The following is a 25,468-nucleotide window of genomic DNA, read 5'->3' as shown; positions in this document are numbered from 1 at the left end:
ACATGTTTCTGGAACTGATCGGCACGGTTTTTGCGGGGATCGCATTTGCCGGAATCGTTCTTCTGCTGAACAAGCTGACCGGAGGGCGCCTGCCGAAATGGACAACGCCGGTTGCGGCCGGTCTTGGAATGATCGCGATGACCATCACCAGCGAATATTCCTGGTACGATCGCACGCGCGACCAACTGCCTGAAGAGATGACCATCGTGCAAGAGGTCGAAAGCCGCGCGTTTTATCGCCCCTGGACCTACGCGGTGCCGTTCGTTGACCGGTTTGCCGCAATCGACACCGTATCGGTGCGCACAAACGAAAACGTTCCGGAACAACGGCTTGTCGATCTTTACTTCTTCGGCCGCTGGGCTCCGGTTTCGAAACTGCCGGTGGCCGTGAATTGTGCAGAAGGCCGCCGCGCCAACCTGGCGGATGGTGCCGAATTTGCCGAGGACGGGCGTCTGGTGAACGCTGACTGGATTGCAGCCGGAACCAATGACCCCGTCATCGCAGCCACTTGCGGGGTTTGATCATGCTGACCGGATTGAGTTTGAGGCTCAGGATTTTTCTGTTTTTCTGCCTCCTCGCCCTGGGCGGGGTTGCCATCAGCGCCACCGCTCTCTGGATCACCTATTCCCGTGCGGGAAACCCCGGTCTGCTGAATGATTTCGTCTTCGCCGAAATCCTGATCGGATTTGGATTTCTGGCACTGGTCGCGGGTGTTTGGCTGCTGTTCGACGACAACGTCGCCAAACCGATCGAACGGCTTTCCGCCCAGTTGCGTGCCCGTGCACATGCCGGTGTAAGCACCGACCTGGACATGCAGGCCGCGCGGTATCTGGGCGATCTTGCCCCGGCTGCGGCGGGATTGGCGGAACAACTGGCCTCGAACGCCATGCGCACAGCCGAGGCCGTGGCCGCCGAAACCGCGCATCTGGCCGCAGAAAAACAGCGCCTGACCGCGCTGCTGACGGAAATTCCGGTGGCCATGCTGCTGGCCAGTCCGAAACATCAGATCGTTCTGTACGACGGGCAGGCCGCCGAGGTTCTTGCCCAGATCGCGCATCCTCGTCTGAACGCATCTCTTTTCGAATACCTCGAAGCCACCGGCCTGACAGACGCATATGCCAAGATGTGCAAAACCGGAAAGGACGTCTATTGCACCCTGTCCAGCGTGGACGGGCGGCAGACATATTCCGCCCGGATGAAACCCTTGGGCGATGCACCCGGATATATGCTTGTCTTCGAAGACAGCGCGACACATATGTCGCCGGACGATGCCCGCCCGCTGGTCTATGATTTCGAACTTCTCAATAAACCGGGGGATGATGCGTTCGAGAACCGCCCCCTGACGGATCTGTGTTTCGTGGTTTTCGACACGGAAACAACCGGTTTGCTGCCTCACAAGGATGAGATCGTACAGATCGGCGCAGTGCGCGTTCTGAATGGTAAAATCGTTCAGGGTGAGCATCTGGACATGCTGGTTGATCCCGGCATTCCGATTCCCCCGGCCTCGACCAAAGTACACAAGATCAGCGATCGTATGGTTCAGGGGGCGCCCGATATCGCCGAAGCCGGACGCGTATTCCATCAGTTTTCGCGCGACGCCGTGATCGTGGCGCATAATGCCCCGTTCGACATGGCGTTTCTGCGCCGCCATGCCAAACGGATGGGTGTCGAGTGGGATCATCCGATACTCGACACGGTCTTGCTGTCTGCGGTGCTGTTCGGGGCAAGCGACACGCACACACTGGACGCCTTGTGTGAACGGTTGGAAATCACGATCCCCGAAGCGTTGCGCCATACCGCACTTGGCGATGCGATTGCCACGGCCGAGGCATTGATCAAGGTGCTGCCGATCCTGCAAGCACGCGGCCTGACGACTTTTGGCGAGGTGATTATGGAAACCCGCAAACACGGTCGTTTGCTGGAAGATCTGAACTGACGGTATAAATTGCACCCGGCAGTCAGCTTTTCATGGACAATCCGGGCCACGCATGGCACCTGATGCGCGGCCAAGGATTAAGCGCGCAATGACCGAAAAGACCTTTAGACCGACCCCGGATCAAAGCCCCGCCTTTCGGGAAGCGCTGGGATGCTTTGGCACCGGTGTCACGGTGATTACCGCGCAATCCGACAATGGCCCGCGTGCCATTACGGTGAATTCATTTGCCTCAGTCTCATTGGACCCGCCACTGGTCCTGTGGTGTCTGGCCAAGGAATCATTTCGATTCGATACGTTCAGTACCTGTGATCTCTATTCGATCCACGTCATGGCACAGGATCAGCAGGATCAGGCGTTGCGGTTTGCACGCGATGGGGCGGATTTCTCACATGCAGACTGGACCGAGGATGAGGCCGGGCGCCCACATCTGGCCCAGTGTCTGGCCCGGTTCGATTGCCGCCTTCATGCCCGTCATGACGCCGGGGATCATCTGATCATCGTGGGTCAGGTAGATCAGGTCATGTATCGCACCGGCAAAGGGCTGATCTTCAAACGCGGGCAGTTCGGCGGGTTTGTCGACCTGATCTAATCGTCCAGCGACCCGTGAACCGCCAACGCCTCCAACTCCGCGTCCTGCGGAGTGATCACGCGAAAGGCTTCGTGCACGCCTGTCTCTGTCAATTCCCTTGCGACGGTCAACAGCGTGTTGGCCGGATGGTCTTCACACAACTCTGACATGTGGTCGATTTCAGCTTGCGCAACGCCCAATGCGGCCTCGACCGAGGGTGCGCCATAGAACTGCACAAAATGTTCGGCCAGATTACGCGTAATCTGATCTTTCTCTGCGGCTTCGATCTGCGTCACGGCGACAAAAGTCACCCGGCCAAAGGTTTCCAACCCCAGCCAGCCATTCGCAAATGCCTGTCGTGCCTTGCCTTCAAGATCGCCCTGCCCCCAGTTGGAAAACTCAAACCCACCCGAAACGCACCACTCTCCGGTGCGCGCCGGCGAATGAAACACGTTCATGTCGCTTTCGTCGAAATGGATCGCTCGGGCCAGTTTCATTCTCGGTTCTCCAACATGTCAGTCAGGGGGCGCAGATGTGTATCGACCCCATCGCGGATCAGCATCCCGAAACGTTCATCCGTTCCAAGGAATACGCCACCAGCGATCAGCGGTTCGCCCACGCCGCGCAGCAGGCCCATCCATTCGGCGTGCAAGGACGCGTTGCCATCCTCTTGCCAACGGTTGAGCCAGGTCAACATGTGTCGTGACCAGCTTTCCACCAGCTGCGTTGCAGAAACCTCGGCACAGCCTTCATCGTACAGCGCTGTGATATCAGGGGTTTCACCCGGCGCATCACTTGTTTGCAACAGCGTCAGCTCCCAACCGACGACCAGCCAGTCCGGCTCTTCCTCGGGCATTGATGTTGACGCAGCCGCGCGGAACCGGCCGCACCGCGCCCCGTTCACGCAAATCAGACCATCCCAACCCAGATGCACCGCAACCTCTGGCGGGGCCAAAGCGCCCAGCGCGTTCTGGAATCCCACAGCACAAAGCGGCAGCATCGCCACCGCATCTTGCAACGGTACCTCGGGGGCAAAAACAATTGCCACGCGCAGGAAATCCGCCTGAATATTGTAGACAACCGTACCCGCATCACAGCCCAGCGCAGCCATGGCCTGCGCGCGCTCGAACGGGTCTTCCCCACCCTGAACCGGGTGGCCCGTCAGCAAGGGTGGGAAAACCGGCTGGCTCATGCGTTGCCTTTGGCGATCATGTCGCGGGCGATCTTGCGGAATGCCTCGGCCTGCGGGCTGTCAGGTTTGCTGACCACGATGGGCGCGCCTCCGTCAGCGGCGACACGGATGTCCAGATGCAAGGGGATTTCACCCAACAATGGCACGCCCAGCGCCTCTGCCTCGGACTTGACACCACCATGACCGAAAACATGTTCTTCGTGCCCACAGTTCGAACAGATATGCGTGGACATGTTTTCGATCATCCCGACAATGGGTGTCTTGAGCTGGTTGAACATGTCGATCCCCTTGCGGGCATCAATCAGGGCCACGTCCTGCGGCGTTGAAACGACAATGGCACCATCCACCTGGAACTTCTGGCTCAGCGTCAGTTGCACATCACCGGTGCCGGGCGGCAGATCGACGATCAGAACATCCAGCGCGCCCCATTGCACCTGGCTCATCATCTGTTGCAGCGCACCCATCAGCATCGGCCCGCGCCAGACAACCGCCTGACCTTCGTTGGTCATCAAACCCATCGACATCATGGTGACGCCGTGGTTGCGCAGCGGCAGGATTGTCTTGCCGTCAGGGCTGGCCGGACGGCCCGAGACACCCAACATCCGGGGTTGCGACGGCCCGTAAACATCTGCATCCAGCAGACCTACACGCCGGCCTTCCGCAGCCAATGCGCAGGCAAGGTTGGCCGAAACGGTGGATTTGCCAACCCCACCCTTGCCGGAGGCAACGGCGATGATCCGATCCACACCCGGCACTGCCTGCGGCCCGGTTTGCGATGGCTTGGGTTTCGGTTTCAGATCCGGCGGTGCCTTGTCGGAATGCGCGGTCATCAAGGCCGAAACATTTGCCACGCCTTCCACCATCTGAGCGGCCTTTTCAGCCGTGGCGCGGACGGGTTCCATCTTTTCCGCATATTTCGGGTCGACCTCAAGCACGAAGCGTACCGTGTCGCCTTCCACATTCAAGGCGCGCACGATGCCTGCGCTTACGATGTCCTGCCCGGAAACCGGGTCGGTGATCTTTTTCAGGTTCGCCAGAACCGCGTCACGAACACTCATGCTTGTTCCCCTTGATCCGCCCTGCTGACAGGGGCGTGCGTATCGACTCGCCGCTCATTGCACGTGTCTCCGTCTTTGTCTGTACATTTGACGCATCCCGCCCCGCGAAGTTACGTTGAGCCATGCGCTTTGTCCTCTTGTGCCTGAGCCTGACGCTCTCTGCCACCCCCTCTTGGTCACAAGAGGCGATTGGCCTTGCGGCCCCGGCAGAGGTTAAAGACTCTGGCCTGTTGCAACATATCCTTCCTCGCTTCTCTCTCAAGACCGGGATCCGTGTTATTGCAGACGACGCCGGGGTCATGGCGCTGGAAACCGCGCCGCCCGGTGATCCGGTCTTTGCCCGCGACGGTGTGATCTATCACCTGCGTATCGAAGACAGTGACCGCCAGGCCCGTTTTCTTGAATGGCTGAAGTCGGATATCGGCAAGCGCACGGTGGAAAGCTTTGCCCCGGCAGACGGAGGGCCCTACTCTGCCAATTTTGATATTGTCGAGGTCGAGTCCGGTGACATCGTCGAGGGCGACACCCAACTTGGCGAAGAACTTTCGATGACTCATTGCGGGCGCTGTCATGTCATCGGGCCAAGGAACCGCATGAATGGCCTGGGGTCGACGCCCTCTTTCGCCGTTCTGCGCGCAATGCCCGACTGGTCGCAGCGATTCGAAGCGTTTTTCGCCCTGAACCCCCACCCCGCATTCACACAGATCGACGGTTTGACACCGCCTTTCGATCCCGAACGCCCATCTCCTATTCACCCGGTTGAGATGACATTGGACGATCTTGACGCGATCCTGGCGTTCGTATCGCGCATCGACGCTGCGAATCTGGGTGCACCCTTGAAACTTCAGTGATCCTTTCTGTCTGAATAGTAATCCTCGGTCGTGACGACCCGGGGCTTGGGTTTTGATTGGAAAGGATTGTCTTGCTGTTGGAACTGCACGTTCACCCGACAATTGTCACACATCTGGATCATCCGCGCCTGATCCGACGTCGCGAACATCGGATGTGTGCCCGACAGCTTCTCCATGATCCGCTCAACCGTGGATTTCACGCCGAACAATGCCCCGCATTCCACGCAGGCAAAAGGTTCTTCTTCGTTCAGAACCTGTTGTGACAGGGCCGCATCGCTGAGATCAAGTTGTGGAACAAGCGTGATCGCATCCTCGGGGCATATGGTTTTGCACATCCCGCATTGCAGACAGGCATCTTGCTGGAAGTTCAATTGCGGCTTGTCCGGATTGTCGATCAACGCACCGGATGGGCACAGCGACACACAGCTGAGACACAGGGTGCAGCTGTCGGTATTCACTGCAACCGCCCCGTAAGGCGCATTTTCGGGCAGCGGCAAAGGCGATTCAGCCTGCGGGTTCAGCGCCTGTGCTGCCAGCCGTGCGATTTGCCGGCGATTGCCCATAGGCAAGACCGGATCGGACAAAGGCCGGGGCACCGCTTGCCCGTACAGCAGATCGGACATCGCATCGGGGTCCGCTTCGTCAATCAGGCCTATACCCTCGGGGCCTGCAATGGCATGTGCCAATTCAAGCTCGCGGTTCAGCGCCTCGCGTTCAGTCGTCGGCGCCAACAGCACATCCACCCGAGCAAACCCATGCGCCAGAGCAGCCAGCATCTCGGCATGGCCAAAGCCAGATATCACGTTCAATTCCAATGGGATCACGTCCGAAGGTAATCCACGCCCGAAACGCGCCGCCAACCGGATCATTTCGGCCCCGTGGGCGTCATGTACAAGCAGCCGAGGCGCGGTGCCGCCGGCCCGTCGATAGGTACGGGCCAGAATATGCATCCGCGACAGCAGCGCCGAAACAGGCGGGTCTTCATAGGTTATGGCCGTTGAAGGGCACAGCGCGGCGCAAGCACCACAGCCTGCACATACCATCGGGTCAATCGCCACATGCTCGCCCGCCGGGGAAATCGCACCGGTTGGGCAGATATCCAGACAGTTGGTACAGCCCACCTGCTCGGCCCGGGAATGGGCACAGAGGGTTTCTTCCACGCGCACATAAAGTGGCTTTTCGAATGTCCCCACCAATTGCGCGGCTTCAAAAGCCAGGCGTTCAACGGAAACCGCATCCCTGGGATCAGCCCGCAGATAGCCTTCACGCTTGGCCGGGGCCTGAACAAAGGGCGTTTCTCCTGCCAGATCGATGACAATGTCACACGATGAAAGCGCACCGTCCTTTGGATCGGTCCAAGCAAACGCGCCGCGCCCACCGGGCACGACCTGCTGAAGCGCGTCCAGACGCAACGAAAACCCACCAAGCGCACCGGAAACCGATCGAAGCTGCCCCCGTACCACGTCATAGGCGCGCGAGAGGGGCTCTGACAAATCGGTCGTCATGACGGTCACTGCCAACGAATCCGCCAAACGCTCTGCCAGATCAAAGGCCACCGCACCGGGCCCGATGATGAAACAGGTGCCTTCACTGAAGACATCCACGCTGGGTGTGACCGGTTGCGCCAGAACGGCCTCGGCCGCCAATGCCGCCATCTTGGGGGTCGCATCCGCACCTTGGTCAGACCACCCGGCCCGATCGCGCAGATCGACAAATCCGGGCACGTCGATATTCAGGTCTTCGGCCAGTGACCTGAAAACGTCATCCTCTTGCGCACAAGCGATGACGGTATCACCTTCTTTCATCAAGGCAGCGGCGGACTGCAACTCATCGGTACAAAGCGCGGTATGCAACCTGGAACAGGCAACGCCGCAGGCGCTTTCGATCTTGTCCGGATCGATTGCCTGTGTTCCGGCGCAATCACATAGCAGTAGTTTCGTGGCCATATCCTCTCCTCGGGCAACCGCCCCGGTTCCATGCACACTAGGCTGTACCCCTGGGAAAGCAACTTCAACCCCTTGCCACGTTTCCTGCACAGGGTTGAATTTCGGCAATAAATGCCACGAAACACAAGCATTCGCAGGACCTGCTCACGCAGTTGCTACCCTGGACTACGACCAAAGTCGTAGAGCTTAGGCTTGGCACACAGCTAGTTTGTGTACCATAGTGGACTTGGAAAGGCAGGGGAGAGCCTTTCGGGGAGGAGCCAGTGGCGAAGGCCGCAAGCCAGACTGAAATGCCGGTTGGCGTCATCGTGCGCAAGACACCCGGGGTCACACGGTGGGCCCGGTGGAACTGGAGCGCTGTGGCCCTTTTACCCGGCGCAGGGCCGGCCGACTGGCAGGAACTGCGCCGCGAAGGCGATGCCGTCGAGTATCACGCGGCCACCCTGCCCCTGACGCTCTGGGCAGATGAAACCGAAGCCTACATGGTTAACTTGTCGGATGGGCAGCCTTCGCTGTACCTTGTGCTGCGGGACGAACTGAAAGGCGAAACTCCCCTGAATGCAGTTTTGATCACCGCCTCTCCGTTCGAGGGGCAGGATTACGCGGATACCGGTGAAGAAATTGTCGAGAAGATCCCGATGACCGAAGGGCTGATTGCCTGGGTTCGCGATTTTACTCTGAAACATCATCAGCACGAAGTGTTCGTCAAGCGCCGCCGCGACAAGAAGCGGACAGATCTGGTTGAAGACGGCAAGGGTGATGCTCGTATCCGGCAGACGTCGGACGTGTATCGCGCCCCGAGAAAGGCGCTGCAATGAACCGGCCCGATGATTTCTGGTCTCGCCGAAAGGCCGCCGTTCAGGCCGAAGCCAAGGCCGAGGCACTGGCCCTTGAAGAACAGGTGATCGCAGAACGGCAAGCGGAGCTGGAAGAAAAGGATGACGCCGAGATCCTCGCCGAGTTCAACCTTCCTGACCCAGAGACCCTGCAACCCGGCGACGATGTTTCGGGCTTCATGGCCAAGGCCGTGCCTGATCGCCTGCGTCGTCGTGCTTTGCGTCGGCTGTGGCGGCTGAACCCGGTTCTGGCCAATGTCGACGGGCTGGTTGATTACGGCGAGGACTACACCGATGCGGCCTGCGTGATCGAAAACATGCAAACCGCCTATCAGGTTGGGAAAGGTATGCTGGCACATATCGAAGCACTGGCGGCCGACGCGGAAGAGGCCAAAGACGATGCTGCTGAAAGCGAAGCCGATACGCGCGCTGAACCCGAGGCCGCGCCGGTCGAACCCGATCCCCGGCCCGAACCGGTTTCCGTCGCCCGCGCGGACGAGCCGGAAGAAATCGACCTTCCCCCGGCGCCACGTCGAATGACATTTGAATTTGAAGGATGACCGAATGACCGCAAGTGACGCGCACGCTCTGGACGTTTCAGCCGAGGATCGCCTGCGCGCGGATTTCTACAACTTTCTGGGCTTGCTGCTGGCCGGTCCACCCGACCAGATGCTGTTGGATCAAATGGCGGGCCTCAGCGGTGATGACACTGATCTTGGTCAGGCCATCCAAGCCATGGCGCGGGTTGCAAAGGTCACTAAGCCCGCCGCCGCTGAACGGGAATTCAATGCATTGTTCATCGGTTTGGGTCGGGGCGAACTGCTGCCCTATGCCAGCTTCTACCTCACTGGTTTTCTGAACGAGAAACCTCTTGCGCAGCTCCGCAATGACATGGCCGTGCGTGGGATCACACGCGCCCAGAACGTGTTTGAGCCCGAGGACAACATCGCCTCATTGATGGAGATGATGGCAGGCATGATCGTTGGGCGTTTTGGCAGCCCGGCATCGCTTGAAGACCAGAAAGCGTTCTGGAGCAAACATATCGGCCCATGGGCCGCACATTTCTATTCGGATTTGGAAGCTGCTGAAAACTCGGTTCTCTATGCATCCGTCGGCACCGCCGGTCGGGTATTCATGGAGATCGAGCGCGAAGCGTTCCGGATGACAGCGGGGTAGCCCGCAAATCGCCGGTGCCCCGTGGGCACCAAACCGCAATTGGGACAGGAGGAGCCCATGAGCAAGACCAAGGAAGAAGGCGCCACACGCCGCGACTTCCTCAAACTGGCCGGAACCGCAGCACCTGCTGCCGTTGCCGCCGCCAGCCTGACCGGAAAAGCCGAAGCGGCCGAAACGCCGACAGACGACACCCGCATCCAGGATACCGCGCATACACGCGCCTACATCGAAAGCACCCGGTTCTAGGATCGGACGTTTTCACACCCGACTGACGGTTGCGATTGGCCCCGACGTCGGCTTCAGCAGTACCAAGCCAGCCGTGGCATACACGGCGCGCAAGGGAGGAAACAAATGCTTAGGAAAAAGACCAACGGGGTTGCGAGACGCCCCCAGCGGACAAGTATCCTGTCCCAAATCGGCGAGAATACCGTCGATCGCCGCGCATTCCTGCGTGGCTCGGGCCTGACGATCGGCGGCCTTGCCGCGATCAGCGCCACGGGTGGAACCGTGACGCCAGCCAACGCCCAGACCGCAGCCAACACGGCAGTCGAGAACATCAAATCCGTCTGCACGCATTGTTCGGTCGGTTGCACCGTGGTTGCCGAAGTTCAGAACGGCGTCTGGATCGGGCAGGAACCCGGCTGGGACAGCCCGTTCAACCTGGGCGCTCATTGCGCCAAAGGGGCCTCGGTTCGCGAGCACGCCCATGGCGAGCGCCGCCTGAAATACCCGATGAAAAAGGAGGGCGGAGAGTGGAAGCGCATCAGCTGGGAAGAGGCGATCAACGAGATCGGCGACGGCATGATGAGCATCCGCGAAGAAAGCGGGCCTGACAGCGTCTACTGGCTGGGTTCCGCCAAGCACAACAACGAACAGGCTTATCTGTTCCGCAAGTTCGCCGCCTACTGGGGCACGAACAACGTGGACCATCAGGCCCGGATCTGCCACTCGACCACTGTTGCGGGCGTTGCGAATACATGGGGCTACGGCGCCATGACCAACAGCTACAACGACATGCACAACAGCAAGGCGATCTTCATCATCGGCGGCAACCCTGCCGAGGCGCATCCCGTCTCGCTGCTGCATATTCTGCGCGCAAAAGAGCAGAACAACGCCCCGCTGATCGTCTGCGACCCGCGCTTTACGCGCACTGCGGCGCACGCGGATGAATATGTCCGTTTCCGCCCCGGCACGGACGTTGCGCTGATCTGGGGTATCCTCTGGCACATCTTCGACAACGGTTGGGAAGACAAAGAGTTCATCCGCACCCGTGTCTGGGGCATGGATCAGATCCGCGAAGAAGTTGCCAAGTGGAACCCGGATGAGGTGGAACGTGTCACCGGCACTCCGGGGTCGCAGTTGAAGCGGGTTGCCCGCACGATGGCCAACAACCGTCCCGGAACGGTTGTCTGGTGCATGGGCGGAACGCAGCACACCAACGGCAACAACAACACCCGCGCGTATTGCGTACTTCAGCTTGCACTGGGCAACATGGGCACCTCGGGTGGTGGCACCAACATCTTCCGTGGTCATGACAACGTTCAGGGCGCAACGGACCTTGGTGTTCTTTCCCATACCCTGCCCGGGTATTATGGCCTGTCCGCAGGCGCATGGGGTCACTGGGCCCGTGTCTGGGGCGAAGAACCTGAATGGCTGGCCGGTCAGTTCGCCACGATCAAGGACAAGGACGGCAAGGACAAACCGCTGCAGAACGAGCGCGGCATTCCCGTTTCCCGCTGGATTGACGGTGTTCTGGAAGACCCGGCCAACATGGATCAGGACAACAATGTCCGCGCCATGGTTCTGTGGGGCCACGCGCCCAACTCGCAGACCCGGATGACGGAAATGAAGACGGCGATGGAAAAGCTGGACATGCTGGTCGTTATCGACCCGTATCCCACCGTTTCCGCCGTTTTGCATGACCGGACCGATGGCGTTTACCTGTTGCCGGCCTGTACGCAGTTCGAAACCCGTGGCTCGGTCACGGCCTCGAACCGGTCGTTGCAGTGGCGCGACAAGGTGGTCGATCCGTTATTCGAAAGTCTGCCGGACGAGGTCATCATGGCCAAGTTCGCCAACAAGTTCGGCTGGGCGGATCGGTTCTTCCGCAATATCGAGATGGAAGACCCCGAAACCCCGAATGTTGAAAGCATCACGCGTGAATTCAACTCGGGCCTCTGGACCATCGGCTATACCGGTCAGTCGCCGGAACGTCTGAAAAGCCATATGGCCAACCAGCACACGTTCGACAGAACCACGCTGCAAGCCATTGGTGGACCAAACGACGGCGAATATTACGGTCTACCGTGGCCCTGCTGGGGCACACCGGAAATGGGCCATACGGGGACACCAAACCTCTATGACATGTCCAAACCGGTGGCCGAAGGCGGCCTGACCTTCCGCGCCCGTTTTGGCGTGGAACGCGACGGCGACAACCTGCTGGCCGAAGGGGTCTATAGCGTTGGGTCGGAAATTCAGGATGGCTATCCAGAGTTTACGATGCAGATGCTGATGGATCTTGGCTGGGACGGTGATCTGACGGCCGAGGAACGCGCGGCCATCGACGCCGTGGCCGGACCAAAGACCAACTGGAAAACCGACCTGTCCGGCGGCATCCAGCGGGTCGCGATCGCACATGGCTGTGCGCCCTTCGGGAACGCCAAGGCCCGCGCGGTTGTCTGGACCTTCCCGGATCCGATCCCGCTGCATCGCGAGCCGCTCTACACGCCGCGGCGCGATCTGGTGGCCGACTATCCCACCTATGAGGACCGGCATGCCTATCGCCTTCCGACCTTGTATGCCTCGATCCAGAAGAACGACTTTTCAAAGGATTACCCGATAATCCTAACGTCTGGTCGTCTGGTCGAATATGAAGGCGGCGGTGATGAGACACGGTCCAATCCGTGGTTGGCTGAGCTTCAGCAGGACATGTTCGTCGAGATCAATCCGCGCGATGCCAACAACCTTGGCATTCGGGACGGATCACAGGTCTGGGTCGAAGGCCCCGAGGGCGGCAAGGTCAAGGTGATGGCGATGCTGACCAACAGGGTCGGTGCCGGCGTGGCCTTCATGCCGTTCCACTTCGGCGGCCATTTCCAGGGCGAGGACCTCAGGGAGAAATACCCCAAAGGTGCAGACCCCTATGTGCTGGGTGAAAGTACCAACACCGCCCAGACCTATGGCTATGATTCAGTGACCCAGATGCAGGAGACCAAGGCGACTCTCTGCAAGATCTGGGCAGCGTAAGGAGGACGATTAATGGCTAGAGCAAAGTTTCTCTGCGACGCTGAACGCTGCATCGAGTGCAACGCCTGCGTAACCGCGTGTAAGAACGAACACGAGGTGCCGTGGGGCATCAACCGCCGCAGGGTGGTGACGATCAATGACGGCAACCCGGGCGAACGCTCGATCTCGGTCGCCTGTATGCATTGTTCGGATGCGCCCTGCATGGCGGTGTGCCCGGTCGACTGCTTCTATCAGAACGAAGAGGGGGTCGTGCTGCACTCCAAGGACCTGTGCATTGGCTGCGGCTATTGCTTCTATGCGTGCCCCTTCGGTGCGCCGCAATACCCGCAGGCGGGCAACTTTGGATCGCGCGGCAAGATGGACAAGTGCACCTTCTGCGCCGGCGGCCCCGAGGAAACGCACTCGACCGCAGAGTTCGCCAAATACGGTCGCAACCGGATCGCCGAGGGCAAGCTGCCCATCTGCGCCGAAATGTGTTCCACAAAGGCCCTGCTCGCCGGTGACGGCGACGTGGTTTCCGCAGTTTACCGTGAACGCGTCGTGGCGCGCGGTTTCGGCTCGGGCGCCTGGGGTTGGGGCACGGCCTACGACCAGAAAGACGGTTGAAATCCGGCTTTTGACAAAACAGCCTCCCGCCCTTTGCGGGGGGCTTTTCAGGTGATGTGATCGGGGATCCGTTTCCTGTAACGTCACAGCAAACAAATTTGAGAGGCGCGCATGACCAATGATGTTTACTGGCTGCTGAAGCTTGACCTCGATCTGGATAAAAAGGATGAGTTCGAAGCGCTTATGGCGGAAATGGTCGCGGCCACACTGCAAGAAACCGGCGCCAGAAGCTATGAATGGCACATGACCGGTTCGGCCGTTCATATCTATGAACGCTATGCCAGTTCCGAAGATGCCATGATACATATGCAAAATTTTGGTGCTAATTTTGCGGAACGGTTTCTGGCGCTTCTGACGCCAGTGGGGTTGGACGTGTATGGTCCGGCCAAGGATGATCTTCGCGAAGCGCTCGCACCGGTCGGCGCCGTTTTTCACCAGCAAATCGGTGGATTTGACCGCTGATATGAAAATGCACAGGAGGATATCCCTATGCGTCTGATTCAGTTTCTGCTCGTTTCGATTTTTCTGACCGGAGCCGCATGGGCGCAAGAGACCTCTGAACCCACGACGGATGAGCGCACCTCGACCGGCGGAGCGACAACGCTGGAAGACATTCTCGCCCGGCAGCGTGGTGAAACCGTCGACAACAGCTATCGTTCCGAGAACACTGGTCAGGGCAACGCCGAGGGGTTGCTGGGTCAGCTTGGCACGCGTGGTGTGGCCTCGGACAGTGACGTGTATCGCGCTTTGCGCTATGGCTCGGCTGATGTGACGGTGTCTTCTCATGGTCCGGCAGACAGCGTGCTGATTCAGGATGGCGGCATGTGGTGGCTGACCTTCCGCACCGGACCGCTGCGCGAATACGGCACCTATATCATTGCCGGGATGCTGGGCATCATCCTGTTATTTTTCTTGATCCGAGGCAAAATTCGCATCGATGGTGAGAAAACCGGCCGTACGGTCACGCGTTTCAACGGGTTCGAGCGGTTCGGGCACTGGTTGTTTGCCGGGTCATTCCTGATCCTTGGCGTCACGGGCCTGCTGACGCTTTATGGGCGCGACTTCCTGATCCCGGTTTTCGGGAAAGAGGGCTTTGCAGCCCTCGCACAGGGCTGCAAGTGGTTGCACAACAATCTGGCCTGGGCCTTCATGCTGGGCCTGATCATCGTCACGGTAAACTGGATTGCCCATAATATCCCCAACCGCGTCGATCTGAAATGGCTGGCCGCGGGTGGCGGGTTGTTTACCAAGAACAGCCATCCACCGGCAAAGAAATTCAACGCTGGTCAAAAGATCATATTCTGGGCCTGCATCCTGCTGGGCGCCTCCATCAGCCTGTCGGGTCTGTCGCTGTTGTTCCCGTTCGAGATGCCCTTGTTTGCCAAAACCTTCCAGATCGCCAATGCGACCGGTATTCCGCAAATGATGGGCCTGAACCTGCCGGTGCAGATGTCGCCGCAGGAAGAAATGCAATATGCCCAGGTCTGGCACGTGATGGTTGCTTATGTGTTCATTGCGATCATCGTGGCGCATATCTATCTCGGCTCTGTCGGAATGGAGGGCGCCTTTGACGCCATGGGCACCGGCGAGGTCGAAGAACAATGGGCCCGTGAACACCACTCTTTGTGGCTGGAAGAAGTTCAGGAAAAAGAGGCAGGCAAAACCGCCGCCTCGCCCGCTGAATAGATGCGGGGGCTGGTACTGGCCCTGGCGCTGATCCCTCTGCCCGCCTTGGCCGAATTCTTCACACTCAAGGGACACGGCGGCCCAATCATGGGGATCGCCACAGCCCCGGACGGGCGTATCGCAACAGCCAGTTTCGACAATTCCGTCGGGCTGTGGGATGATCGGACCCCCGAATGGCTGGAAGGTCATGAAGCCGCCGTGAACGCCGTTGCCTTCAATGGCACGGCCATCTACTCGGCGGGAGATGACTTCACCCTGCGCAAGTGGCCCGGTGGCGACGTGGTTGGGCGACATCAGGGCAAGATCGTGGGTCTGGCAGCGTCCAAGACCCACGTCGCAACCGCCAGTTGGGACGGAATGATTGGGCTTTGGCCCGTGAACGGAGCCGCGCCCACAACTCTTGGACCGACGGGAAGCGGTGTGAACGCCGTAGTTTTTTCTTCTGACGGCACACGGCTTTATTCAGCAAGCATGGATGGGTCGCTGCGCATTTGGGATATCTCGACTGGGCAAGAGATCAACCGGCTCATCGAACACGGGTTCGGTATCAACGAGCTGGTCCTGAATGAACAGGACAACTGGATCGCTTACGGTGCCGTCGACGGAGTGACCCGAATACTGGACCTTTCCACCGGTGAAGAGCGCGATTTCACTCTGGATCGTCGCCCGATCCTGGCCATGGCGCTCAGCCCGGATCGTCGGTTTCTGGCCGTGGGCGACGGCGAAGGCTATATAATGGTCATCGATACCTCGGACTGGCGCATCGCGCAGGACTTTCGCGCAACGTTGCGGGGGCCAGTCTGGGCCCTGGCCTTCTCGGTCGATGGTGAAAACATCCATGCTGGCGGGATCGACGAGGCCATGTACAGTTGGCCGGTCACCGCCCTGTCCGATCGGCAACAGATGGCTTTTGCCGAGCCAAGTTTTCTGCAAAACCCCGACGAGATGGACAATGGTGAGCGTCAGTTCGCGCGGAAATGCTCGATCTGTCACAGCCTCACCCCCAACAGCCAGCGCCGCGCAGGCCCCTCCTTGCACGGGGTTTTCGGCAGGCGCGCGGGCACGTTACCGGGATATTTGTACTCGGATACGCTGCAAGGCTCTGATATCATTTGGAATGACGAAACGATAAATGCTCTTTTCGACGAAGGGCCAGACCATTACATTCCGGGGTCCAAGATGCCGATGCAGCGAATTACACAAGCTCAGGATCGTCAGGATCTTATTGTTTTTCTGCGCCGCGCAACGGGTGCCCGGAACTGAACTGGAGGAGACCATGAAAGCCTTTCTTGCCGCGGTCGCCGCAATGGTCGTCATTGCAGTGGCAGCCCCTGTCGTGCTGGATCGGATCGGGTTCACCGCCGCCGACGCCACGTCCGGCTCTGCCGTGCGCCTCGACTGAATGTCGCAATACCTGACCACCCGCGAACTGGCCGATCTGCTGCGCATCGGCGAGCGCAAAGCCTATGATCTTGCCTCCTCGGGCGAGGTGCCCTGTGTTCGCGCCATGGGCAAGCTGTTGTTCCCGCGGGCCGAAATCATTGCCTGGCTCAACGCGTCGCGATCCGGCCCGCAGGTGGCCGAACCGCCTCTGCCTCCGATTGTAGCAGGCAGCCATGATCCTCTGTTGGACTGGGCGCTGCGTGAAAGCGGATCGGGACTTGCCACCTATTACGACGGCTCCTTTGACGGGCTGACACGGCTGAGCGAACGCAGCGCACAGGCGGCCGTGTTGCATATCCACGAAGACGGAGGGTTCAACGAAAAATCCCTGCGTGACGCCTTGGGCGAAGGGCCGGTGGTGTTGTACGAAATCGCCCGACGCAAGCGCGGGCTGCTTCTTGCCCCGGGCATATCGGATATCAAAACGTTTAAGGATCTCAAATCGCGCCGCGTGATCATGCGTCAGGACAGTGCGGCCAGCCAACACCTGTTCGATAGCCAGCTGGAAGCCCATGGCATGAGCCGAGACGATCTGGACGCAACCCCCGGCTGCGCACGCACCGAAGAGGAACTGGCCATCGCCCTTCACGGCGAAAAGGCCGAGGCCGGCTTTGGGCTGGGGGCTTTGGCAGGGCTTTACAACCTGGGTTTCGTCCCCACCCATTCCGAGAGGCTGGATCTGGCGATTTGGCGCAGGTCATATTTTGATCCGCCAATGCAGAAACTGATAACGCTGCTGCGCTCGGATCAATTTGCGCAAAGGGCCCGTGAATTCGGTGGCTACGACCTGTCGGGCCTGGGCACGATACACCACAACGGTGCCAGCGGGTGAGCCCTCACCCGCCTTTTACCTTGTCAGGATGCGCCCGCCGCAGGCCGGCTTAGTCGGCGTTCGGAAAGAACACCTGCTGTCCGTCCAGCCTGAACGACGCAATCGCTTCCTGCCCGTCCGGCCCCGTCAGCCAGTCGATGAAACGTTGGCCGGCTGCCGCCCGCACATGCGCGTGCTTGTCAGGGTTCACAAGAATCACACCGTATTGATTGAACAGGCGCGGATCCCCTTCGACCAATACCTCAAGATTCCCCCGGTTTCCAAAAGACAGCCACGTGGCTCGATCCGTCAGCGTATAGGCATCCATTCCACTGGCCACGTTCAGCGTCGCGCCCATACCAGATCCGGTCTCGCGATACCAAGCACCCGAAGCCTCGGCAGGGTCCAGCCCGGCTGCGGACCAATAGCCCAGCTCGGCCTTGTGTGTTCCGCTGTCGTCACCGCGTGATGCAAACGGCGCTTCCACCTCGGCGATTTTCGACAGCGCGGCCAACACATCGACGCCGCGGCGAATTCCGGCAGAGTCAGACTTGGGGCCGACCAGAACGAAATCATTGTACATCAGATCCTTCCGCTCTACGCCCCAACCATCAGCAACGAATTTCTCCTCGGCCGGTTTGGAGTGAACCAAAAGAACATCCCCGTCCCCGTTGACGGCGTTCCGAATGGCTTGACCGGTTCCAACCGCCACGACACGGACATCGATACCTGAATCGGCTTCGAACCACGGCAGGATGTAATCCAACAGTCCCGAGTTCTGTGTAGATGTGGTCGACTGCACCACAATAAACGGTTCTTCCGCCGAAACCGCGCTGGTCAACAGGCCCACAGCCACCACCGCTGCCCGAATTGATTTCCGGAACATCACACTCTCCGCTTTCTGTATTTCATGTAACCAACCCGCCCGCCAAATAGCGGCGCGACGCATCGCTTTCGGGTGAATTCAAAACCTGTTTTGCCACACCGTGTTCCACGACATGCCCGCCCTGCATCATGACCACGTCCGAGGCCAAACGACGGGCCTGACCGATATCATGCGTCACCATCACGATCCGCACGGCCCGAGCCGATGCCCGCAATATCATTCGTTCGATCATCTGGGTCGCGCTGGGATCCAGAGCGCTGGTGGGCTCGTCCAGAAACAAGGTCTCGGGGTCCAGCGCCAGCGCACGGAGAATCGCCAATCGCTGCGCTTCTCCCCCGGACAATGACCGCGCGGGTTGTCTGGCCTTGCCGTCCAGCCCGCCTTCGGTCAGCAATTCGGCGATACGGGCCTTACGGGCCCTTCGCCCCATGCCTTGACGCTTGAGAACGAAGTCAAGGTTTGCCGCAACAGATCGGCGCAGCAGAACCGGTTTCTGAAACACCATGGCCTGGCGGGCTTTCTGTGCCGCGCCCAGCGGTTTTCCACCCTGGACGACCTGCCCCCGATCCGGCGTGATCAGCCCGTGCAGACAGCGCAGCAACAGGCTTTTGCCTGCACCGTTGGGGCCAAGAATCAAGGTTGGCCCCGGCCCATCCAAAACCAATGACGAGACGTCCAATAACGCCTTGCCGTTACTGCGGATTTGCAGGTTCTCGACCTTGAGGCAGTTCACCCTGTCGCAGAGCAGGTCACGCATGACGCACCCCTTCCCGTTCGGCCCGCAGGCTGATCGCGCTGACCATCGCGTTCACGGCCACCGCGATCCCGATCAGGATTGCCCCCAGCGCCAGAGCCAACGCCAGATTTCCCTTCGACGTCTCCAACGCGATCGTCGTCGTCATTACGCGGGTCACATGGTTGATGTTGCCGCCCACGATGATCACCGCGCCGACCTCGGCAATGGCGCGCCCAAACCCCGCAAGCAAGGCGGTAACCAGTGCCAGCCGCGCATCCCAGAGAAGCACGGGAACCGATGCCAGCCGCGACACGCCCAGTGATCGCAGCTGTTCGGAATATTCCTCGGCCAGCATTTCGACCACCTGCCGGGTCAATGCCGCGATAATGGGAGTGACCAACACGACCTGCGCAATGATCATGGCCGTCGGGGTATACAAAAGCTCTAGCACACCCAACGGGCCGGAACGGGACAGCATCAGATAGACCAGCAGCCCCACGACCACGGGCGGGAACCCCATCAGGGCATTCATCAGAACGATCAGCATCCGCCGCCCCGGAAACCTGGCCACAGCCAGAGCGGCACCGACGGGCATGCCGATCAGGGCGGAAATCAGAACCGCAAACACGGATACTTTCAGGGACAACAGCACAATCGCCCACAGCTCTGAGTTTCCCTCAAAGATCAGCGCGATGGCAGAGCTGAATTCTGATGCAAATGCCTGCATTTTATCCCGTGAGGTTCACAATTCGTATGAAATGCGTTCGTTTACAGGTAAATACTACTCTGATTTCAGGTCGAGTACAGACACATATCCGGCATTTAGAATGAAAAACGCGGCCCCGATTGGGACCGCGCCTCAATTCCCAAGGAAAGGCTGAGATCAATTCAGTGCAGCATCGGTGATCTGATGTGTCCAGGCCCCTTCGGGCTTTTTGGTAATAACCGGATCGGACCCGCCTGCCAGCAATGTGTTGACGGTGCGGTCGAAATCAGCCGGGTCCAGCGCGCCGTTCGACCCTGCGGTCAACTTGGCGATCTCACCCATCATACGCTTTTGGTGCTCTTCCGTCTGAGCACCGGTTGCATCGTTTTCCAGAACGATTTCCGCCGCTTCGTCCGGGTTCTCCTCGGCATATTTCCACCCCTTCATCGACGCGCGAACGAACCGCTCCATCTTGTCGGCGAAGGCCGCATCGCTCAGGTTCTCTTCCAGCACATAAAGACCGTCTTCCAGCGTTGCCACGCCCTGGTCTTCGTATTTGAAGGTCACCAGCTCATCCGGGCTGACACCGGCATCGATGACCTGCCAGTATTCATTGTAGGTCATGGTGCTGATGCAATCCGCCTGACGCTGAAGCAACGGGTCGACGTTGAAGCCCTGCTTCAAAACTTCCACTCCGTTTTCGCTTTTGCCATCGGTACTGATGCCCAACTGGCTCATCCAGCTCATGAAGGGAAACTCGTTGCCAAAGAACCAGACACCCAGCGTGCGGTTCTTAAGGTCTTCGGGCGACGAGATCCCGGCGTCTTTCCAGCAGGTCAGCATCATGCCCGAGCTTTTGAAAGGTTGCGCGATGTTCACCAGCGGCAGCCCTTTTTCACGGGCAGCCAGCGCGGCAGGCATCCATTCGACGGTCACATCGGCACCACCGCCTGCAATCACTTGCGTCGGAGCGATGTCAGGCCCGCCGGGCAGAATGGTGACGTCCAGCCCCTCTTCTTCGTAAAAGCCCTTGTCCTTGGCAACATAATAGCCCGCGAACTGTGCTTGCGTGACCCATTTCAGTTGCAATGTCACCTCATCCGCCGCCAGCGCCGCACTGGCTGCCAGGCTAAAGGCGGCAACCGCCCCGCTGAGTAGCTTGTTCATCTTCATTTCTCCTAGTTGCTTGTTGTGCCCCAATTTCGGGGTCTGTTGATTTCTTTGTTTTATCCGCGCTGTGACGGGTGCCAGAAGGTCACCACTTTTTCGATCCCCGCCACCAGCCCATAAAAGGCCGTGCCGGCCAGTGCCGCAACAACGATTTCGGCCCAGACCATGTCCAGCGACAATTGCCCGACACTGGTAGAGATCCGGAACCCCATACCAAGTGTCGGTGAACCGAAGAACTCGGCCACGATAGCGCCGATCAGAGCCAAAGTGGTGGAAATCTTCAACCCGTTGAAAATGAAGGGCATCGCTGCGGGCAAACGCAGTTTCATGAAGCTCTGCCAATAGGTTGCGGCATAGGTCTCCATAAGATCGCGCTGCATCGAGGTGGCTTCCCGCAGGCCCGCCACGGTGTTGACGAGCATCGGAAAGAACACCATCACAACCACCACCGCCGCCTTGGAGTGCCAGTCGAACCCAAACCACATCACCAGAATGGGGGCGGTTCCGACAATCGGCAGGGCGGCCACGAAATTGCCGACCGGCAACAGGCCCAGACGCAGGAAATCCCAGCGATCCACCGCAATCGCCATCAGAAAGGCCGCGATGCACCCGATGACATAGCCGCTGAGCGCGCCCTTGATGATGGTCTGCACAAAATCAGCCCACAGGATCGGAAGGCTGTCCGCAAACCGTACCGCAATTACCGACGGCGCTGGCAGGATGACCAGAGGAACCTCAAGCCCGCGCACCAGAAGCTCCCAGATCCCGATGACCGTCAGGCCAAAGATCAGCGGGGCCAGAAATCGCACCATTCGGGTGTCGGCATAAGGCCCGCTGGCCAACCGGCTGTTCAACCACCAGCCCAAAAGCCAAAGCAGGACAGCACACAAAACCAGTATCATTGCGCCATCCCCATCCGTTTCAATACGGCACGTTCAATCAGCCCCAGCAACCCGACCAGGCATGCCGCCAGAATGGCAGCCGCGAACAGAGCCGACCAGATCTGTACCGTCTGACCGTAATAGCTGCCGGCAAGCAACCGCGCGCCCAGACCGGCAACAGCCCCTGTCGGAAGCTCACCAACAATGGCGCCGACCAGCGACGCGGCAATCCCGATTTTCAGCGAGGTGAACAGATACGGCATGGATGCCGGCAGGCGCAATTTCCAAAAGCCCTGAGACCGGCTGGCGTTATACGTCCGCAACAAGTCCAGCTGCATCGCATCGGGGCTGCGCAGGCCCTTGACCATGCCGACGACAACCGGAAAGAAACTCAGATAGGCCGATATGATCGCCTTGGGAATGATGCCCTGGATACCAACGGAATACAGCACCACAATGATCATCGGCGCCAGCGCGATGATCGGAATGGTTTGACTGACAATGGCCCATGGCATGACCGACAGGTCCATAACGCGGCTATGCACGATACCCACGGCCAGAAGGATCCCCAGGCCGGTGCCAATCGCAAATCCCAGCATCGTCGCGCTGAGCGTGACCCAGCCATGATAGATCAGCGACCGTTTCGAAGTGATCTTTTTCTGGACCGTCGTTTCCCACATCTCGATGGCGACCTGATGCGGGGCCGGCAGTCGAGGCCGGTCCTGTTCCCATGTGGCCGGGATGGCGAATGTGTTGTTCAAAACAAGACCAACCTCGGACATGTCACGCCGGTCCTTGGCGGAAGGCGGCTGCACGACGGCCCCGGCACGTTCCTGTTCGGTCAACACGCCCTTTATGTTCATCGGAATACAGGCCACGTACCAGAACAGAACAATTGCGGCGATGACTGTGAATACGGCGATGACTTGCTTCATGCACGCCACTCCATCCGATAGACGGGCACGGTATCCGGCGGCACAGGGGGTTCCTCGGCCGTCACTTCAAACCCTTCACGGCGATAAAAACGTTGCGCCGCCGTATTGGGCCGGTGCGTCGTCAGCCAGAGAAAATTTCGGCCCTCTTTTGCTTTGTCGACAAGGCGCTTGCCGATACCCTGCCCCGTCCGGCTGCAATACAGCGCGCCAATTTTATTCTGTGCCGGGTCCACTGACATGTAGCAATCGACCGGATCACCGGCGACCCACATTTCACGGCTGTCGAATGCGTCGCTGATCAGCTTCGCCAGTTCATCAACCGGCAGTTCGTCGGGCATCCAGTCCGTTTGCGTGGCCCAGTCATGAACAACCCTGGCGCAGGCAGGCACATCGCCTGGCGCCGCGCGCCGGATCTTATCCGCATTCAACTCAGCCGTCATTGGAATGCCCACCCCGCAAACCTTCGCGCACACGGTGCGCGACCTCGATGAATTCCGGGGTATCGCGAATGTCCAGCGGCCGTTTCTTGGGCAGCGGGCTGTCAATCACATCGGCGATCCGCCCGGGCCGTGGGCTCATCACCACAATCTTTGTGCTCAGATAAACCGCCTCGGGAATGGAATGCGTCACAAATCCGATCGTCTTTTCCGTACGCGCCCAAAGCTCAAGAAGCTGCTCGTTCAGATGGTCCCGCACGATCTCATCCAGCGCCCCGAACGGCTCGTCCATCAGCAGGATATCCGCGTCGAACGCAAGGGCCCGAGCAATACTGGCCCTCTGCTGCATCCCACCGGACAACTGCCAGGGAAACTTGCCGCCAAACCCTTCCAAATCAACTAGTTCCAGGACTTTTCTCACCCGTTCATCCTGTTCGGCAGCAGGGTATCCCATGATCTCAAGAGGCAGTTTTATGTTCTTTGCAATAGTACGCCAGGGATATAGGCCCGCCGCCTGAAAGACATACCCGTACGCCCGGTTTCGACGCGCCTCATCAGGCGTCATGCCATTGACGGTCAGCGTCCCGCCCGTAGGTGTCTCCAGGGCTGCGATACAGCGCAGAAAGGTGGTTTTGCCACAGCCGGACGGCCCGATGAAACTGACGAAATCGCCCTTGTCTATTGTCAGGTTCACGTCTTTAAGCGCGTGTACAGGCCCATCATTGGTCTGGAATGTCAGGTCCAGCTGCCTTGCCTCGATGACGGGCTGGGTCGTGCTTTCAGTGTTCATTTTATTGCCTTGAAAAGAGTGGTGTCAGGGCCGCCAGCAAAGCGGCCCCAACCGATCAAACACCGGTCGCCGGAATTCCTGTCCGCTCGACGGGTCTTGGGGCGGTCAGCTCTTTCCAGGTGCTCAGCGCCTTGTTGACGGTGGTGTTCGCCTCACGCGCGACAAAGTCCCCATGACCTTCCTGCGTCCGGATTTCACCGTCATGCACCGCCACCTGACCCCGCGTCAGAGTAAAGCGCGGCAGACCTTTGACCTCTTTGCCCTCGAACACATTGTAGTCGATCGAAGATTGCTGCGACGCGGCGCTGATTGTCTTGCTTTTCTCAGGATCCCAAACAACAAGATCAGCATCCGCCCCGACCAGAACCGCACCCTTTTTAGGATAGCAATTCAATATCTTGGCAATGTTTGTTGAAGTGACAGCCACGAATTCGTTCGGTGTCAGACGTCCAGTGTTGACCCCATGTGTCCACAACATCGGCATCCGGTCTTCCAGCCCGCCGGTGCCATTCGGAATCTTGGTGAAATCCCCTACGCCAAAGCGTTTTTGTTCGGTTGTGAAGGCGCAATGATCGGTTGCAACCACGCTCAGCGTTCCCGATTGCAGGCCATTCCACAGGCTGTCCTGATGCTGTTTGTTGCGGAACGGAGGGCTCATGACCCGTCGCGCCGCATGGTCCCAATCCTGATTGAAATATTCACTTTCGTCCAATGTCAGGTGCTGGATCAGGGGTTCTCCCCACACCCGTTTACCCTGCATCTTTGCCCGGCGGATGGCTTCATGCGCCTCTTCACACGAGGTGTGTACAACATACAGCGGCACACCCGCCATGTCCGCGATCATGATCGCCCGGTTGGTGGCTTCACCTTCCACCTGCGGCGGGCGCGAATACGCATGCGCCTCGGGGCCGGTATTGCCTTCGGCAAGCAGCTTGGCACTCAGCTCTGCCACCACATCTCCGTTCTCGGCATGCACCAGGGCGGTACCGCCAAGCTCGGCAAGACGCTTGAACGAGGCGAACAGCTCATCATCATTCACCATCAGCGCGCCCTTGTAGGCCATGAAATGCTTGAAGGTGTTGATACCGCGCGTCTCGATCACGGTTTTGATGTCGTCGAACACCTGTTCCCCCCACCAGGTCACCGCCATGTGGAACGAATAGTCACAATTGGCCCGTGTCGACTTGTTGTCCCAACGTTTCAGCGCATCCAGCAGGCTTTCACCGGGGTTCGGCAGTGCAAAATCAACAACCATGGTAGTGCCGCCCGCCAGGGCCGCCCGCGTCCCGCTTTCAAAGTCATCGCTGGAATAGGTGCCCATGAACGGCATTTCCAGATGGGTATGAGGATCAATACCGCCCGGCATCACAAAACAGCCGGTTGCGTCCAGTTCCTTGTCCCCCGTCAGGTTCATGCCGATTTCGGTGATCACGCCACCCTCGACCAATACATCCGCCTTGTAAGTCAAATCCGCGGTGACAACGGTTCCGTTTTTGATGACAGTACTCATTTTGAACTCCCTGATGCGGTCTGCGCCGCTTGCTTCATCTGGCCAAAAATATCCCGGGGGAG

At 59.2% G+C, this 25,468-nt stretch carries 28 protein-coding genes; 15 read left to right on the top strand and 13 right to left on the bottom strand.

Features of this window, described 5'->3' with window-relative positions:
* Positions 1 to 2 precede the first annotated feature (2 nt).
* The 3 genes from ACR3E6_RS12080 (at position 3) to ACR3E6_RS12070 (ending at position 2,525) form a co-directional block, all read left to right on the top strand.
* A complete protein-coding gene (locus tag ACR3E6_RS12080; protein ID WP_171633037.1) occupies positions 3 to 521 on the top strand; it encodes a hypothetical protein in 519 nt (172 codons plus the stop codon).
* A 2-nt stretch (positions 522 to 523) separates the two neighbouring features.
* Positions 524 to 1,936, top strand: a complete 1,413-nt coding sequence (locus tag ACR3E6_RS12075) for a 3'-5' exonuclease (protein WP_171633039.1) — start codon at positions 524 to 526, stop codon at positions 1,934 to 1,936.
* Positions 1,937 to 2,024: 88 nt separating this feature from the next.
* Positions 2,025 to 2,525: a flavin reductase family protein gene (locus ACR3E6_RS12070; RefSeq protein WP_152457720.1), complete on the top strand. Its 501-nt coding sequence runs from the start codon at positions 2,025 to 2,027 to the stop codon at positions 2,523 to 2,525.
* Here ACR3E6_RS12070 and ACR3E6_RS12065 read toward each other — a convergent pair.
* Genes ACR3E6_RS12065 through ACR3E6_RS12055 form a run of 3 tightly spaced genes read right to left on the bottom strand, consistent with a single transcriptional unit; the run spans position 2,522 to position 4,754 of the window.
* Positions 2,522 to 3,001 (bottom strand): DUF6505 family protein, encoded by a 480-nt coding sequence (locus ACR3E6_RS12065; RefSeq protein WP_171633041.1) that lies wholly within the window; start codon positions 2,999 to 3,001, stop codon positions 2,522 to 2,524. The two genes, ACR3E6_RS12070 and ACR3E6_RS12065, sit on opposite strands and share 4 nt — an antisense overlap.
* Positions 2,998 to 3,696 carry a biotin/lipoate--protein ligase family protein gene (locus ACR3E6_RS12060; RefSeq protein WP_171633043.1) on the bottom strand — a complete coding sequence of 233 codons (699 nt, stop codon included), beginning with the start codon at positions 3,694 to 3,696 and terminating at the stop codon, positions 2,998 to 3,000. The genes ACR3E6_RS12065 and ACR3E6_RS12060 overlap by 4 nt, the downstream gene beginning before the upstream one ends.
* A complete protein-coding gene (locus ACR3E6_RS12055; protein WP_152457717.1) occupies positions 3,693 to 4,754 on the bottom strand; it encodes an Mrp/NBP35 family ATP-binding protein in 1,062 nt (353 codons plus the stop codon). The genes ACR3E6_RS12060 and ACR3E6_RS12055 overlap by 4 nt, the downstream gene beginning before the upstream one ends.
* A gap of 122 nt (positions 4,755 to 4,876) precedes the next feature.
* On the opposite strand from ACR3E6_RS12055, the gene ACR3E6_RS12050 reads away from it, so the two are divergent.
* The gene (locus ACR3E6_RS12050; RefSeq protein ID WP_480487311.1) at positions 4,877 to 5,605 is read left to right on the top strand and encodes a c-type cytochrome; all 729 of its coding nucleotides are present in this window, start codon (positions 4,877 to 4,879) and stop codon (positions 5,603 to 5,605) included.
* On the opposite strand, the gene ACR3E6_RS12045 is transcribed toward ACR3E6_RS12050, so the two are convergent.
* The gene (locus ACR3E6_RS12045) at positions 5,599 to 7,551 is read right to left on the bottom strand and encodes a 4Fe-4S binding protein (protein ID WP_480487309.1); all 1,953 of its coding nucleotides are present in this window, start codon (positions 7,549 to 7,551) and stop codon (positions 5,599 to 5,601) included. The genes ACR3E6_RS12050 and ACR3E6_RS12045 overlap by 7 nt on opposite strands.
* A 263-nt stretch (positions 7,552 to 7,814) precedes the next feature.
* Between ACR3E6_RS12045 and ACR3E6_RS12040 the strand changes: the two genes are divergently transcribed.
* From ACR3E6_RS12040 to ACR3E6_RS11990, 11 genes are all read left to right on the top strand, one after another.
* Positions 7,815 to 8,369, top strand: coding sequence for a DUF3305 domain-containing protein (locus tag ACR3E6_RS12040; protein WP_171723437.1), 555 nt, complete (start codon positions 7,815 to 7,817; stop codon positions 8,367 to 8,369).
* Positions 8,366 to 8,947, top strand: a complete 582-nt coding sequence (locus ACR3E6_RS12035) for a DUF3306 domain-containing protein (protein WP_480487307.1) — start codon at positions 8,366 to 8,368, stop codon at positions 8,945 to 8,947. Before ACR3E6_RS12040 ends, ACR3E6_RS12035 begins: the two co-directional genes overlap by 4 nt.
* Before the next feature lie 4 nt (positions 8,948 to 8,951).
* Complete coding sequence (locus tag ACR3E6_RS12030; RefSeq protein WP_480487305.1) at positions 8,952 to 9,563, top strand: TorD/DmsD family molecular chaperone; 612 nt, start codon at positions 8,952 to 8,954, stop codon at positions 9,561 to 9,563.
* A gap of 57 nt (positions 9,564 to 9,620) precedes the next feature.
* Positions 9,621 to 9,809, top strand: coding sequence for a ubiquinol-cytochrome c reductase iron-sulfur subunit N-terminal domain-containing protein (locus ACR3E6_RS12025; protein WP_171633057.1), 189 nt, complete (start codon positions 9,621 to 9,623; stop codon positions 9,807 to 9,809).
* 105 nt (positions 9,810 to 9,914) lie between these two features.
* Positions 9,915 to 12,809 carry a formate dehydrogenase subunit alpha gene (locus ACR3E6_RS12020; protein WP_171633060.1) on the top strand — a complete coding sequence of 965 codons (2,895 nt, stop codon included), beginning with the start codon at positions 9,915 to 9,917 and terminating at the stop codon, positions 12,807 to 12,809.
* Positions 12,810 to 12,821: 12 nt separating this feature from the next.
* Positions 12,822 to 13,415 carry a formate dehydrogenase FDH3 subunit beta gene (fdh3B, locus tag ACR3E6_RS12015; protein WP_010439472.1) on the top strand — a complete coding sequence of 198 codons (594 nt, stop codon included), beginning with the start codon at positions 12,822 to 12,824 and terminating at the stop codon, positions 13,413 to 13,415.
* A 111-nt stretch (positions 13,416 to 13,526) separates the two neighbouring features.
* A complete protein-coding gene (locus tag ACR3E6_RS12010; RefSeq protein WP_171633062.1) occupies positions 13,527 to 13,877 on the top strand; it encodes a putative quinol monooxygenase in 351 nt (116 codons plus the stop codon).
* A gap of 27 nt (positions 13,878 to 13,904) precedes the next feature.
* Complete coding sequence (locus tag ACR3E6_RS12005) at positions 13,905 to 15,101, top strand: formate dehydrogenase subunit gamma (protein WP_171633065.1); 1,197 nt, start codon at positions 13,905 to 13,907, stop codon at positions 15,099 to 15,101.
* Positions 15,102 to 16,364 (top strand): c-type cytochrome, encoded by a 1,263-nt coding sequence (locus ACR3E6_RS12000; protein WP_171723440.1) that lies wholly within the window; start codon positions 15,102 to 15,104, stop codon positions 16,362 to 16,364.
* A 13-nt stretch (positions 16,365 to 16,377) separates the two neighbouring features.
* Positions 16,378 to 16,503 (top strand): hypothetical protein, encoded by a 126-nt coding sequence (locus ACR3E6_RS11995; RefSeq protein ID WP_256367747.1) that lies wholly within the window; start codon positions 16,378 to 16,380, stop codon positions 16,501 to 16,503.
* Positions 16,504 to 17,376: a helix-turn-helix transcriptional regulator gene (locus ACR3E6_RS11990; protein WP_171633070.1), complete on the top strand. Its 873-nt coding sequence runs from the start codon at positions 16,504 to 16,506 to the stop codon at positions 17,374 to 17,376.
* A 49-nt stretch (positions 17,377 to 17,425) separates the two neighbouring features.
* Here the strand turns inward: ACR3E6_RS11990 and ACR3E6_RS11985 are convergent, their stop codons facing one another.
* The 9 genes from ACR3E6_RS11985 to hydA form a co-directional block, all read right to left on the bottom strand.
* On the bottom strand, positions 17,426 to 18,241 hold the full coding sequence (locus ACR3E6_RS11985; protein ID WP_480487302.1) for an ABC transporter substrate-binding protein: 816 nt from the start codon (positions 18,239 to 18,241) through the stop codon (positions 17,426 to 17,428).
* A 22-nt stretch (positions 18,242 to 18,263) separates the two neighbouring features.
* A complete protein-coding gene (locus ACR3E6_RS11980; protein ID WP_209833355.1) occupies positions 18,264 to 18,998 on the bottom strand; it encodes an ATP-binding cassette domain-containing protein in 735 nt (244 codons plus the stop codon).
* Positions 18,991 to 19,704 (bottom strand): ABC transporter permease, encoded by a 714-nt coding sequence (locus tag ACR3E6_RS11975; RefSeq protein ID WP_480487300.1) that lies wholly within the window; start codon positions 19,702 to 19,704, stop codon positions 18,991 to 18,993. Before ACR3E6_RS11975 ends, ACR3E6_RS11980 begins: the two co-directional genes overlap by 8 nt.
* A gap of 156 nt (positions 19,705 to 19,860) precedes the next feature.
* The gene (locus tag ACR3E6_RS11970) at positions 19,861 to 20,850 is read right to left on the bottom strand and encodes an ABC transporter substrate-binding protein (RefSeq protein ID WP_152457702.1); all 990 of its coding nucleotides are present in this window, start codon (positions 20,848 to 20,850) and stop codon (positions 19,861 to 19,863) included.
* Between the two features lie 59 nt (positions 20,851 to 20,909).
* On the bottom strand, positions 20,910 to 21,755 hold the full coding sequence (locus tag ACR3E6_RS11965) for an ABC transporter permease (RefSeq protein ID WP_171231810.1): 846 nt from the start codon (positions 21,753 to 21,755) through the stop codon (positions 20,910 to 20,912).
* A complete protein-coding gene (locus ACR3E6_RS11960; RefSeq protein ID WP_170344671.1) occupies positions 21,752 to 22,669 on the bottom strand; it encodes an ABC transporter permease in 918 nt (305 codons plus the stop codon). The genes ACR3E6_RS11965 and ACR3E6_RS11960 overlap by 4 nt, the downstream gene beginning before the upstream one ends.
* Positions 22,666 to 23,007, bottom strand: coding sequence for a GNAT family N-acetyltransferase (locus ACR3E6_RS11955; protein ID WP_480487297.1), 342 nt, complete (start codon positions 23,005 to 23,007; stop codon positions 22,666 to 22,668). Before ACR3E6_RS11955 ends, ACR3E6_RS11960 begins: the two co-directional genes overlap by 4 nt.
* A gap of 91 nt (positions 23,008 to 23,098) precedes the next feature.
* The gene (locus tag ACR3E6_RS11950) at positions 23,099 to 23,896 is read right to left on the bottom strand and encodes an ABC transporter ATP-binding protein (RefSeq protein ID WP_480487295.1); all 798 of its coding nucleotides are present in this window, start codon (positions 23,894 to 23,896) and stop codon (positions 23,099 to 23,101) included.
* 55 nt (positions 23,897 to 23,951) lie between these two features.
* A complete protein-coding gene (hydA, locus tag ACR3E6_RS11945; RefSeq protein WP_152457698.1) occupies positions 23,952 to 25,406 on the bottom strand; it encodes a dihydropyrimidinase in 1,455 nt (484 codons plus the stop codon).
* Between the last annotated feature and the right edge of the window lie 62 nt (positions 25,407 to 25,468).

The sequence above is a fragment of the Ruegeria sp. AL3 genome, from assembly GCF_056536065.1.
The sequence above is the reverse complement of the archived record's forward strand: the minus strand, read 5'-3'. Positions and strand labels throughout refer to the sequence as shown.